Source organism: Pseudobacter ginsenosidimutans, from assembly GCF_007970185.1.
GTDB classification, from domain to species: domain Bacteria; phylum Bacteroidota; class Bacteroidia; order Chitinophagales; family Chitinophagaceae; genus Pseudobacter; species Pseudobacter ginsenosidimutans.
Map to the genome: position 1 here is coordinate 7,441,990 of NZ_CP042431.1, position 14,083 is coordinate 7,456,072.

Here is a 14,083-nt window from a genome sequence, read left to right on the forward strand (position 1 = left end):
ATTTGGTTCTAACCAGGATCAGTATTCGAAAAAATATTGCTGCAATTGTTTCCTGTCTTTTGTTTTTGTAAGCCCGAGCATGAGGAGAATCCTTGCTTTCTGCGGACTGAGATTATCGCTCACCATGGTGCCGAGTTTTTCATCATCGGTTTCATCAAAGAGTGTAACGCGGCCGGTGAAAACACGGGATGATCTCACAATGCTCACACCTTTCTTCACTGCAGCCATCACGGCTTCGGTGTTGGCCTTATTGAGATTGCCGTTACCGAGGCCGCCGGTGATCACACCATCCACGCCATCGGCCACATAGGCATTGAGAGCAGTGGCCGGTGCATCACAGTAAAGTTCGGCTACTGCTACGCGTGGCAGTTTGGTAAGGCCTGAAATATCGAATGGCGTTTGTTTATTGGCTTTATGCACAGAGTTGAAATAGTAGATCACTTTTCCATCATACACCTGTCCGAGCGGGCCGCTGTTGGGAGCAGCAAATCCATTCACATGGGTGGTGCTTACTTTCTCTACATCGCGTGGGTCCCAGATGGATTCATTGAATACCAGCATCACTCCGCGGCCTTTTGAAAGCGGGCTGGCAGCCACTGTAACAGCATCATAGAGATTCTTCGGGCCGTCCGCGCTGATGGCGGTGGAAGGCCGCATGGAACCGGTCAGCACAACAGGATGATCGTACCGCACCGTCAGGTTGAGAAAGTACGCTGTTTCCTCCTGTGTATCGGTTCCATGGGTGATCACAATACCATCTGCTTCATTGTTCTTGAAGATCTCATTGATTCGTTTGTTCAGCTTGATCCAAATGTCTACTGTCATATCCTGGCTGCCTACATTGGACACCTGTTCGCCGGTAATGGTTGCCACTTTGTCTATTCCCGGCACTGCCGCAATCAGATCTTTCACCGGAAGTTCACCGGCTTTGTAAGCGGAGCGATCCGCAGAAGCCCCTGTTCCTGCAATCGTTCCGCCTGTGGCCAGTATCACCACTCGCGGTAATTTCTGTTGCTGTGCAAACAGGGTCTGTAGCAGCCCTGCAAAAACTAAAAGAAGAATGGTCTGTTTCATGGTCTTCCACTTTAAGTGAAGGGAGTAATGAATTTTGCCGGTAAGGCGGAAAGCTTAAGTAGTTCCATTCGCGATTTGTTCCGTCTTCCCGCCTGACCGGCAAGAAATGTTTTATGATGAATTATTTTTCTAATTTCCTTTCCATGCGTTTACATATTCCCGCATGATCTGTGTGATAGCCTTCCCGATCCTTGGATAATCAGTGGTATCGAGATTGGCGAGCGAAACACGAACAGACCATTCCGGGCCGTCGAACCCACCGCCATTCAGCAATACCACGCCGGTTTTTTCTGCCAGCCTGAAAAGAATGTCTACAGGTTCAAAATGACTGGTGAGCCATTTGGTGAATGCATCGCCATACACTTTGGTGGCCCAGATCCTGATATCGATCTCGGTATAGTAACCTGCGCTCATGGGATCGGTCACCAGCGGTATTTCCAGTTCTTTCCACAGGAGTTGCAGTCGCTTGCGAACCAGGTCCTGTGTCAGTTTCTTGTATTTGTCTCTTTTATCCAATAAGGCAAATCCTGCAAAAAGCAACATCTGTGTTTGTTGCGGAAGGGAAAGACCGGCAGTGTGGTTGAGTGCCACATCACGGCTATCTGCCACCAGCCTGTCTATAAAACTCAGCTTCTCCGGTTCCAGTGTGATACTGGAATAGCGTATCGTCAGCCTTGCCTTTTCATGGTCCGGCAGTTGCGCGATATTCTTATCAAAGATGTTTCGGTCGCTTACGGCAATCACGCCGAGACGCCAGCCGGTGCATCCGAAATATTTGGAGAAGGAATACACGCAGATAGTATTCTCCGGGATAACGGCCATGAGAGAACGAAATCCGGGAACGAAAGTGCCATACACATCATCCGTTACCACAATCAGGTTGGGATTGTGCTGTTTGATGATCTTCACTATCTTATTCAGACTACCCGGATGGATGGCCACGGAAGGCGGATTGCTGGGATTCACCACAAACAAAACTTTCACCGCGGGATCCTTCAGTTTTTCCAGCTCTTCATCAGGGTATTGCCAGGTATGCCTTCCATCTTTGTTCATTGACCTGGCAGCAATATTGACTACATTGAATTCGAATCTATCCAGCTTAGGGATCTCGATATATGGCGTGAAAGTGGGCACCATCAGCGCGATGCTGTCTCCTTTCTTCACCAGGAAATTCTGCTGAAGGGAATCGAACACATAGCACATGGCTGCTGTTCCACCTTCCACTGCAAACAACTTGAAAGGATTTTTCGGTTCGGTACGATCACACATTTCCTGCACGATATAATCGCGTACTACCGCTTCCATATGCGTGAGCATACGGTCAGGAACGGGATACTGATCACCGATAATACTTTCAGCAAGCTCATGTACCCAGTCGTCTGCATTGAACTTATGCTGTTTCAGTCCGTATTTGTACAGTCCTTTCAGCAGATCGATGCCGGGCGCTTTCTTATGACTGGTGAGAAATTTTTCGAATCTCCTGGCGATGCCTTTCTTTTCGGGAATACCTGCCAGGCCTCCGGCAAGATCCGCAATGCGGCGGCATTCCTGCAAGCCGAACAAACCGAGTGTAAAGAAAGCTTCACGCGGCGTGGTAGCGATCCAGTTAGGATTGCCACGACCTGCATTCAGCATCAGCGAAGAATTCTTTTTGCTCTCATCCTGCGCCAGGCTGATGAGTGTATTCTTCAACTCGAATGGACTAAGCTGTTCCAGCTTTCGTTCCTGCCTGCGTGTTGTTTTGATCTTTGAGAGAGTTGATGTAGCCATTGGATTATTTTTTTCCGGTGTACAATGGATCATTTCATGAGCAGCACAATCACTACGCCCCAGATGATGAGCAGGGTATTGCCTACTGCATACGTAACGGTGTAACCCAGTGCGGGCGTTTTACTGTCGAGCGCATCCTGGATAGCGCCGAGAGCGGCAGTAGTGGTGCGGGCGCCTGCAGTGCAACCAAGCGTGAGCGCAGGATGGAATTTGAACACATACCGTCCCAGCAGCACGCCTACCAAAAGAGGGCCCAGTGTTGAAATAGCTCCGACGAGGAACAGACTTATGCCAACCTGCTTGAATCCATCAACGAAACTGGGCCCGGTGGTTATACCTACTACAGCGATAAACATGTTAAGGCCCACATTATTCATCACCCAGAGCGCAGGCTCCGGGATCCTGCCGAATGTGGGATGCCGGGAACGTAGCCAGCCGAAGAAGAGACCTGCGATCAGTGCGCCGCCACTTGTACTCAGACTAAGCGGAACGCCACCGATATGAATGGTAAGCACACCGATCAATCCACCCACTACAATACCCAGCCCCACGAACATCATGTCTGTTTTGTTGGTGGGCCGGTCAGGGTAACCGATATGGATAGCCGCTTTATCTACAGCCTTTTTGGTGCCTACCAGTTCCAATACATCGCCCCTGTCTATTTGTGTGTCCGGAAGCACAGGCACGGGAATATCCGCGCGTTTGATGCTCCGGATGAATATGCCATGCATATAATCCTGCTGACGTAATTGTTTAACAGACATTCCTCCCACTCCTTTCCTGCTCACCAGCACGGGCAATACCTCTGCAGGAAAATGAAGCAAATCATCGTCCACCACCTCAGGCCCCAGCAGATGCGATTCCCCGGCAAATGCCTCCCGTCTGCCACTCAGCACCAGCTCATCACCTTTCTTCACTACCGTACCAGGTTGTACTTCTGTAACCTGCTTGCCTACACGAACACGCTCCACAAAAAGACGGCGGTTATTGTCCATTAAATATTTTTCCACTTCCTGTACAGTTCTGCCATTGCTGAACCAATCATTATCGATCTGGAAAGCGCGATAGCTGATCACGGGATTGGCAGGCATCATACCCGGATCACCCGATTCATCACCACTACCCATACTCGCTTCCAGTTCTTTGCTTTTTTGTCTGACAGCAGGAAGCCCACCCAGCAGCCTTGGCCCAACGCTGGCCAGGAACCAGGCGGAGCCTGCAGTTCCGAAGAGATAGGTTACGGCGTAACAAACAGGAATGGCATTGATCATACTGGTTTTCTCTTCCTGCGATATGCCCAATTGATTGATGGTATCGCTGGCCACACCGATCACGGCAGAGATGGTTTGAGCGCCTGCCAGCAAACCGGCTGTCTGCCCTGCATTGTAGCCCATCACTTTTCCGCAGAGCCAGGGAAATACAAGACAAAGCACACAAACAACGGCAGCGAAGATCATCTGCGGCACACCATCTTTTTTCAGGCCACGAAAGAATTGCGGGCCTACACTATAACCCACTGCAAACAGGAACATGAGAAAGAAAACTGATTTTACATTCGGGGAGATATCGATCTTCATCTGACCGATCAGCACACCCACCAGCAATACGGCTGTAACAGTTCCCAGTGAGAACTTACCGATCTTCAATGGTCCTATCGCAAAGCCTAATGCCAGTGTGAGAAAAATCGCCAGTTCCGGGTATTGTTGAAACACGTGTACAAACCATTGCATAAGGAAATATTTATGTTACAACAGCCAATGCGTTTGCAGATGGCTGAACTGAAGCAATCGTAACAAGAAACGGGAGTTACACAATAATCTAACGCCTATGCCAGACCGATAACCAAAACATATTGGAAGCAGCACAGACTTTCAGGGAATGAAACAGGACAATTATTAAACGCTAAGGCTTTGCGACTGCAGAACAGCAGTCATTTGTGAGCTAGACGGTAAAGGTTGGGGAAGGTTGAGCTAATACTTAAAAGTAGTGAATATTCTTATTCAAGTCATTAAAAATCAGGAAATATATTTTAGTGAACAGGTACAAACTTCAACAAACTTCCTTTCGTTGCAGAAAATACGATCAGGTCATCAATGGATTCCCTTATTAATTGCTTTCCAATATAAATGGCCACTCTCCTGCCTTTCCAGGGGTTATCCAATTTAAGTACAGCATTCGCCATTGCTTCTGCTTCAACAAACTCCACCTGTCCGTTAGCGAAAGACGAGCTCACCAGGAATCCCGACCTTGCGGCCAATTTGAAACTGGCCTTCCACTGTTCAGGCCAGGCAGGGAAAACCCGGATCACGGGGTCTTCGCCTGGTGCAGGCGGCAGGCTCTGGCAAAGCGCCAGCTGCAGGGCTTCCGCAGCCCTACCCAGTCTTTGCACACTGGTGGTTTGAGCACCTTCGCGCAGATCCATCCGGTTCCGCAAAGGAATTATCTCCGCTGTTCTCAACTGTGCAGGAATAAGATATTCTGTGGCCTCTTTCAATCCCAGGGTAATGCCTGCAACAGGCAGTTTCGATAACACAAATACTTTTGAATCTTTACCGATGCCCTGCGGATAATAATTGTGATAAGTATTGCGAGCAATGCGAAGCGTGGCAGGGTCCGGGTTCTGCAGGGTACAAAGATCGAAGAACCAGACAGGCATTGTATTGCCGTCCGGCCTGCGCCCGGCATTGCCCTGCTGCACTGGCGGGAGTGAGCCCACCCAGGCATTGCCTGCTTCATTCAGCGGTAACGGACTGAGGTGCTCCAGTACATTTTTCCATTCCCGCTGCAGGCCCTGATCAATTTTCAAAATCATTGCAGCCCTGATGGCCACCGGAAAGATGCCGCGCATTGAAGAGATCTCTTCTACTGTATTGTGCCCGTTCCAGATGGATTCATTATCGTTCACATGACGTATATGGAACAGGCCATCCTCCTCCTGCCGGAAATTGGGAAAGTTGCGATAGAATTCCGCCACGCCTTTCAGCATCGGATAGGCGAACTGTTTCAGAAACGCAGTATCCTGCGTATACTCGAACTGCATCCAGTACTGATATGCGATCTTTGCCCCGCGCGAAAAAATATGCGTGGTATGTCCGAAAGCGCCGCCGCCTTTATCGCCGGTATGCCAGATCCCGTTTTTCCATCCTTCATCTTTCTTCCAGTTCCATCGGCTGATGAAGGGTAGTAACGTATAGGAATAATCGATGAAATGTTGTGATCTGTCTTCCCATTTCTTTTTACACAAATACAGCTCGCGCATTTCCGCAGCAATATCTTCAGGCAGCGGTGGTGTTGGATCGAATCCGGTTACTTCGGGAATGAATACGCCTTTGCTGCCCCACTGTTGCTCTGCTGCCAGTTCATAGCTCCGGTAAGCATTGCTGTACATATTGAACATGGGCTGCAGGAGATCGGTATGATTGGTAGCGAACAATGCATTGTACAAACAGCTCTGATTGGCGCCCCAGTAGAGCCCGCCCCATTTACGTTCATCGCCGCCGGTTGTCCAGAGCATGCCATTGAACTTGGTGGGGTAACTGCCGCGGGAACTGGACGCCATCACATAGAGATAGTATTGGTAATGCTGTTGTATGAAATCAGCATCGCCATTGGCGCTGCTGCATTGAATGTATGACCTTTTCCAGAACTGGTGCCACCATGCACGATGTTCACGCAATAAAGTTTCATTCGAAATGGTGCGGGCTTGTTTGAGTATTTGAATGGCCTTTGCCGCTATATCCTCTGTAGAATCGAAACTGGCAGCAGTTGCTATCAACACACGGTTCCGGGCTGAGCCCCTCAATAACAACCTTACCACACCCTGCTCATCCTGCACAGCTTTTGCATGCGCGTCCGCCTGTATCGCCACTGCGGATGCGCAATAGTACTGGTCTTCCGTGAATTGCTGGGTGAGTACGATATAATCTCCCTGCACATACGCTTTGGATAAGGCACGATGATTGCCTCTGCGCATATCAGGTTTGCGGAGAGAAGACAAAACAACCTGAACGGGTAATTTAATTTTTCGGTTGTCCTTAACTGATACACTCATTACATCGCTGACTGCGCTGGTAAGAATGCTGGCATCCACGCCGCCTCCTTTCACCTGTACAGTGGCGTCATAAGCATCCAGGTGCTGGCTGAAACCGGTATTGGTGAACACCGCTGTTCCGAAATCGATGCTTACTGTGCCGGTTCCGTTACAATAATCCGTATGTCTTTCAAAGAAATTATGGGAAGATGAATTGTTGCCGAATACATCCACCCTGTTGAGCTGGAATTTCAATGCGGAAGGGATAGTCCAGACCAGGCTTCCCATGCGGCCGTTTCCGGTGGGCATGCCATCTTCACTCCTGCCAACTGGCGTTGCATAGTGAAGGTCCGATGCATTTACTATTTTCCGGTAATCAGTTTGAGCTGAAAGTTCAAAAGCACAGAGAAATACAAAAAGCAGTGGGATACATTTTATCATGGCGCCTGATTCTATTCCCAATTAACTGCATTAATCAGCAGACAGACGCCATGATATTGGCTTACTACTAAACAATCTTAACCCTTCACGATCAATTTTCAGGATACTGTTGTTTTTTACTGTAGTATTTGCGGGCCATTAACGCGATCGGCAGCCCGATCATGAACATCAGTATCACGATATTGATAGCGGCCCTCTCCCAGTTGAATGGTGCGGGCCTCAGCTTCGATAAGGGAATTACCAGGCCATTCATGATTGCCCAGGCCACGATCCCGTACAAACATCCCCAGAGCAGTGGATAACGTTGGAGAAATGGCAGATAGGGGAAAAGAAGAAAATAGACAGTGGCGAACATCAGGGCAAAACAATAATGGAACAGCAGTCCAACCAACCCCATACCTATACCGCCTTCGAATGCGGATCTACCAATGGCGCCGCTGGCAATTCCCTGCAGGATCCGCAATGGCTTGAACTCGCCGGACATGATCCCGTTCAGGGTTACAGCGGCAATGATATCCAGCGTTCCCGCTACCAATCCTGCCAGCAGAACTGCTTTGATCACGGACCTGCTGGCCATGTGAACAGGTGATGGTGTTGTAATGGTTGACATATCGAAGGGTTTCTCTAAAATTACCGTTTTACAGAAACGGATAAGACCGAAATCAACCAACAGCGGCCCTGCGCACACAGATAGCAGTTTCCGTTACCATTCAATCCTGCTCCAGCGCGCGCAGCACCAGCTCCTTGTAGCTCCTGCCGATGGGGATCAGTTTCCCTCCCACTTCCACGTCCGTTGCGGTAAATGCATCGATCTTGTCCTTCGCAACAATGAAACTGCGATGAACGCGCAGGAAATTATTCCTTGCAAGCAATTCCTCGATCTGTCCCAATTGGAATTTTGTGAGGATGGTCTTGCCTTTGGTAGTGATGCGGATATATTCTTTGAGGCTTTCGATATAGAGCATTTCATCGAGATAAACTTTCACTCTTTTCTTGCTCACGTTGAAGAAGAAATAAGTGCGTGCAGGAGTAGACGCTGCATTTTCCGCAGCGGGCGTCCTGGCATCCTGCTGTGCTTTCAGTTTGTTCACGGCCATGAGAAAACGGCTGAACTCGATCGGCTTCAGCAGGTAGTCCACCACGTTATGCTCATATCCCTGCAGCGCATATTCCTGATAGGCGGAAGTGATGATCACGGCTGGTGGATGTTTCAGCGATTTAAGAAAATCCAGCCCTTTGAGCTTGGGCAGATGGATATCGAGGAAAATAAGATCGATGGGCTCTTTCTGCAATGTTTCCAGTGCGTAGATGGCATCATCGCATACGCCCCTCAGTTGCAGGAATGGGATCTGCTGAACATAATCCTTCAGCACTTCGGCTGCCAGGGGCTCATCTTCCACTATGATACAACGCCAGGTTTGCATGATTGTTGAGATTAATGGTAAGATGTACTTTGAAAGTATTGGGTTGATTGTAAACGTCGAGTGTATGATGTGCATACATGAGCTCAAGCTGCCTGCGCACATTGCTGAGCCCGATGCTGTCGGTTACTTTGTCCTTGCCATTGTCTTCCTTGGTGTTTTCGATAGTAAAGGTAAGCATCCCTTTTTTCAGGGTCAGTGCAATATGCACATAGGAATCGAATCGCGTTTCGCTGACGCCGTGCTTGAAGGCATTTTCCACGAAAGGCAGCAATAGCAGCGGCGCCACCATTTGTGTTTCAGCATCCAGCTCTTTGTAAAATGTGATAGTGAGGCGATCGCTGTAGCGGATCTTTTCCAGTTCGAGATAATCATCCAGCATCCTGATCTCTTCAGTGAGCGGAATGAAATCCTTGTTGCTTTCGTAGAGCATGAAGCGAAGCAGTTTGGAAAGTTTCATCACTACATCAGGAGTATCTTCAGATTTTTTTCGCGCGAGTGCATAGATATTGTTGAGGGTATTGAAAAGAAAATGCGGATTGGTCTGGTTGCGGAGGTATTTCAATTCGGTTGCGTGCTTTTCGCGCAGTAATTTCTTTTCCCTGTCTTTCCCCGCCAGTTGAATGCGTCCCAGACGGATGGCCACGGCCACTCCGGCTGCAAAGCCTATGTCCATCACCGCTAGTAGAGTTCGACTGATATCTAGCAGTTTCTTTTGCGGAGCCAGATCATAGATGGCATAAGGGATCACATAATGATTGAAGATCACGCGGTATAGCAGTACAGCGAGTACGCACATCAACGCTGCCATTCCGATATTCTTTCGAAGGGAACCTTTCTCATTCAGCACGCGGTTCACGGTAACATACATGAGATAATAAGCCAGTAAAATCTTAGGAATGTTCAGCACCATGATGATGTGCAGCGATATCCACCATTGCTGCCATTGTGTGAATTTGTGCAGTAAAGGCTCCATCCAGACCATTTCCAGCAGGGTGGCCTGTAAAGTATAAACGAACCAGAAGCCGAAATGGAGGAAGAATCTTTTCATGTATCCTTAAAAATCGGAAAAAATATCCGGTGGTGCGAAAAAAACTACGGGAGCAGTATTGCATCTTACAAACAACAGGATTCGTGGAAAAATAGAAAAGAGAAATAGGCGTTCTTTCATTGACAGGCAAGCGCTTACAAGTCGAAACATATACAAAACCTGTCTTTCTGCCGGTAATAAAAAAATTGATATACCGGCAGAAAGACTGGCTAAGTACAAACAATATTAACCCTTGAACTTTGCTGGTGAGCTTTAAGCAGGCACTATTTCAACCTATAATCTTACTCTCAGTCCAAGGTTAGCACCCAGCCCACCAATATTGATATATGATTTCAGGTCGTTTGCCGGAGCATTATCATTCTTGTAATGTGTAACGGTACCGGTTGTGCCGGTAGGTGTATTGGAGTTCTGGTCAAGCGTGGTAACATAGTCGGTATTGCGTTCCGCCACACTTAGATCGCCAAGACCGCGGTTGATATCGCCGCCTACCTGCTGACCGGTATTGGTGTTGATGATCTTCGTGTTCTCGTTATAGGTAGTCACTTCTTTGTTCTTGCTCCGAACGGGAACATTCCTGTACTCTGCTTCCAGGAAAAGTCCCAGTTTTTCATTGATCTTGTACGTGCATCCGAGCGCGCCCTGAAATCCGATAGTTGGATTGGGATGGATCTCTTCTTTACGGTGAATGGCGGTCCTGGCTACAACAAAAGAAGGTTGACCGGCCACAGCGCTGGTTCTGCTGGCATCGGTCTCGATATAAAGCCTTCCCCAGACCGGCACCACAAATCCGAATCGTACATAAGGGTTGAATTTATCGTAGCCCGGGCTCAATACAATGCTGGGTGCGATATCAATGGCCTGCACATTGCCTTTCGATTCAATTCTTCCCACTTCTGTTTCTGTTCCCTGGATGGTGGTCACATTCCTGGTCATCAGGTTTTTCTTGCTGCTGAAATAGTTTGCAGTGAGCTCGATGGAGATATGTTTGTTGATCACATAACCACCGGTGATGCCACCGCGAACACCTTCACCATAAGAGCCGGTGAGTACTTTCTCGCGGATCTTGGTGGTGGCTCCGGTGCCGGGGTTTATGGCATCATGCTCATCGCGCGGAGGATATGGACCAACATCAGGGAATTGTCCGGGAGAAACACTGAAGAAGTAACCACCTGCTACTTTAATGTAAAAACCTTTACCCCATTGTGCATTGGATTGTGTAGACACGGCAATGGCTGCCATCGTTATCAGGAGAATACGGCGCATAAAAAATCGTTTGGTGAACAATAGGTAAGTTGAATGCAAAAATGCTGCCTCGCATTTTGCTGAATTACTACAGAGAAGGAGAATGGAGGTGAATATAAAGATAACGAAAAAAGGCAGATAGGGTTTGTGATAAGCTTTCACCATTGCAGCTGATACATAGAACTGCCGCATACGAAAAGGGTATGCGGCAGTTATTAGATATGAGAAAACTATTCTTTATTTTTCAAATCAGTACCCAGTCCGGTTATTTGCAAGTTGGAATTTCTTTCCAACCTTCGGCGGGCTGTGTTTCAAAGGTTATACAGGGGCCTGGACGTGGAAATTTTCTTTCACTGTAATTACAATATTCGGGTTTTGAAGCTGAAATTTTTAAAAAGGCCAGCTCGCCTTTCTTAAAAAACCGGCAACATCACCGATCTCAAATTTGCATTCAGCTCATTCTTCTTAATCTGCTCTTCATCCTTAGTCTCAGCAAAAAAAAGTAATATTATTGTGTATACGATGGCTCCGAAAACAAGTATTAATCCGAGTAAATTCTTAATTATCGTTGAGTTCACCAGTTTATCGGTTTAGCATTGAACAGACCTTCTTTACTACTTAAACTTTGCTCATTTAATCCACACTCAGATTCTTCGCCTCCATTTGCTGATGCAATCTGATCAGCACATCACTCTTCGCTTCTTCCGATTTGAATACATCGGCACACCAGAAATAAGCTTTCACATCATAGCCGTTCTCATTCACTTTGGTGAACAGCACCTGCGGCTCCCTGTTCTCGAATACGAACTCAGAAGAACCGATGGCTTCCTTGATGGCAGAAGCCACCACTTCCATGTCCTTACTACCACTAACAGACAAATCCATTTCCAGCCTGATCTGGTTATTGGTAAGCGTATAGTTCACGATCTGCTGACTAAGAATATCACCATTGGGTATGATCACTTCTGCGCCATCGGCCGTCATGAGTGTACTGGAGCGAAGACCGATCTCGCGCACGCGACCAGTTTTATCCCCCACTTCCACCGAGTCTCCTATCTGTAACGGACGATCGAAGATGAGGATAATGCCCGACACAAAATTGTTCACGATATTCTGCAAGCCCAAACCGATACCAACACCCAATGCGCCCAACACAATGGTGATCTTATCAACCGGCACACCGGATGCGGCCACAGCCAGCAGGTAGCCCAGACAAAGCAGCACCAGCCTTGCGATCAGTAATCTTGATCGCTGGCTCTTGTTGTGCACCTCATCATCATTACCCGTATCGCCAAAGAAATAACCCACATATTTCTGTAACAGGTGTGCAATCCAGATGATCATGAAGAAAAGCAGCACACCACCAAGCGTGAAACTGGCATTGCCGATGCTTCGATCTCTGGAAAGGAAATCAGACAGCCCGTTGAGCACATTCGTATAGATATTAAGGTTAGTGGTGAATACGATCACCCACAATATGACCACAAGGAAGAGCAGCGGCTTGCGGAATCCGTTCAACACGGGCTCATAATCCAGCCTGGAGCTTACACCACGCTTCGCGCGGCTGGTAACGATCTGCAGCAGTATCGCTTCCATGGCGATCTTGCTGAACACGGCCAGTCCGATCGCTTGTGTGAAAGAGAAGATGGCTGTATTTCCGAGGATCTGCGCCAGCGAGAACCGGCCAGAGATATTACAGAGAATACTGAGTACATTCATCACATTGTGCAGGATGATCACGAAGCGGAGGAATCCTTTCAGCTGCAGATTATCCTTCATGCGTGTGAGGAACATCCAGCCGAAAAATACACTCAATCCATTCAGCAAGATCAGCCAGAGGCGAATGCCCAGACCAGGATCAGCCACATGGTGCATAAAGGAGAAACAAATGTACAGCACCACCATCGCCATCCAGTTCCAGAACAATTTGCGCGGCCATTTTTTCCAGCAGATGATACTGAGGATCACTAACAGCAGGAACTGCATGGATTCGATATAGGCAGAAGGCGCATGCAGATCAAACAGCGGTGCAATGGAGAACATGATGATGAAGGCCGAAACGATATACCCCGATGGCAGGTAATCGAATTCCATTTCCTTCAACGATTGCAACCCGTTCAGTTTTTTCAGTTTCCTGATATTGCGGAACATCCAAAGGAAAAAGATAAAACCGATCAGCAGCAGGAAAAGCCGTTTGTTACCACTGTCTTTGAAATAATATCTAAGCGCCTTCCGTTCTCCATCATACACTTTATCGAAGGATGATTTGGCGTAAGCTGATAAATGAGTGGTATCGCTTTCCCAGAGATAATTGTATTCTTTTCCAAAAATGCGCGCAGCAGAAGTATCCAGCAGGCTTTCCACTTTTTCCAGCAATTGTGTGGCAGTGATGGCATGAGAAGAGGTCTTGGTCTGCAGCATGTTCACTGTGGCCAGGCTCTCTTTCAAATGTGTGGTGCTTTTTCGCCAGTTCTGGCGCATGTCTTTCAGTTGTGCACTGAATTGCTGCCGCATGGCGGTATCGCGGTACAATTGACGCAGCACTGTGTCCTGACGGAAGGTTTTCAGGCTGCTGCGGAGATCATTGAGCCTGTGTTCGGTGCTGTCAAGCAATTCCCGGTGGTCTTTTGCTTCGCGCTGGATATTCATCAGGAGTGTGCGGAACACCTGGAGATTGCGGAGATTGAGAGCGCTGGCGTTATTGAGTACATTGTCTTTGAGCACGGCCAGGACGGAATCATTGTCTGCCTGTCTTTCTATGATCAATTGAACGCCGAGGCCCAGCTCACTTTTGTTGTCCACGTTATCGAGCATCACATAGTTCTTCTCGATAGCCAGCTGAAAATCGCTGCTGGTGAGTTTGGCGGAGTCGGCAAAGAGTTCATTGAAGCCGCGTTGCCTGCGGGCGGTGTCTGTCCGGTTATTGGTGGTATCCCGGAACTGACGTGATGAATCGGGCAGATTACGCTGAATGCGCGCGGAATCCTGCGCAAAGCTGGTCAGGGTAAAAAGATGAAGGATACAGATCAGTATCAGAGGGTTTTTCATGTTGCG

The 14,083-nt window shown here is 48.1% G+C and carries 9 protein-coding genes; all 9 read right to left on the reverse strand.

Annotated features, from left to right (window positions below; genetic code table 11):
- Positions 1 to 18: 18 nt before the first annotated feature.
- A complete protein-coding gene (locus tag FSB84_RS29230; protein WP_130543993.1) occupies positions 19 to 1,074 on the reverse strand; it encodes a type II asparaginase in 1,056 nt (351 codons plus the stop codon).
- 129 nt (positions 1,075 to 1,203) lie between these two features.
- Positions 1,204 to 2,844 (reverse strand): aspartate 4-decarboxylase, encoded by a 1,641-nt coding sequence (gene aspD / locus FSB84_RS29235; protein WP_130543994.1) that lies wholly within the window; start codon positions 2,842 to 2,844, stop codon positions 1,204 to 1,206.
- Positions 2,845 to 2,873: 29 nt separating this feature from the next.
- On the reverse strand, positions 2,874 to 4,574 hold the full coding sequence (gene aspT, locus FSB84_RS29240; protein ID WP_130543995.1) for an aspartate-alanine antiporter: 1,701 nt from the start codon (positions 4,572 to 4,574) through the stop codon (positions 2,874 to 2,876).
- Positions 4,575 to 4,873: 299 nt separating this feature from the next.
- A complete protein-coding gene (locus tag FSB84_RS29245; RefSeq protein WP_130543996.1) occupies positions 4,874 to 7,315 on the reverse strand; it encodes a glycosyl hydrolase family 95 catalytic domain-containing protein in 2,442 nt (813 codons plus the stop codon).
- Between the two features lie 91 nt (positions 7,316 to 7,406).
- Complete coding sequence (locus FSB84_RS29250; protein WP_130543997.1) at positions 7,407 to 7,925, reverse strand: DUF1440 domain-containing protein; 519 nt, start codon at positions 7,923 to 7,925, stop codon at positions 7,407 to 7,409.
- Between the two features lie 100 nt (positions 7,926 to 8,025).
- A complete protein-coding gene (locus tag FSB84_RS29255; RefSeq protein ID WP_130543998.1) occupies positions 8,026 to 8,739 on the reverse strand; it encodes a LytR/AlgR family response regulator transcription factor in 714 nt (237 codons plus the stop codon).
- A complete protein-coding gene (locus tag FSB84_RS29260) occupies positions 8,705 to 9,787 on the reverse strand; it encodes a sensor histidine kinase (protein ID WP_130543999.1) in 1,083 nt (360 codons plus the stop codon). Before FSB84_RS29260 ends, FSB84_RS29255 begins: the two co-directional genes overlap by 35 nt.
- A 273-nt stretch (positions 9,788 to 10,060) precedes the next feature.
- Positions 10,061 to 11,050, reverse strand: coding sequence for an outer membrane beta-barrel protein (locus FSB84_RS29265; protein ID WP_158644170.1), 990 nt, complete (start codon positions 11,048 to 11,050; stop codon positions 10,061 to 10,063).
- Between the two features lie 612 nt (positions 11,051 to 11,662).
- Positions 11,663 to 14,077, reverse strand: coding sequence for a mechanosensitive ion channel family protein (locus tag FSB84_RS29270; protein WP_130544001.1), 2,415 nt, complete (start codon positions 14,075 to 14,077; stop codon positions 11,663 to 11,665).
- Positions 14,078 to 14,083: the final 6 nt, after the last annotated feature.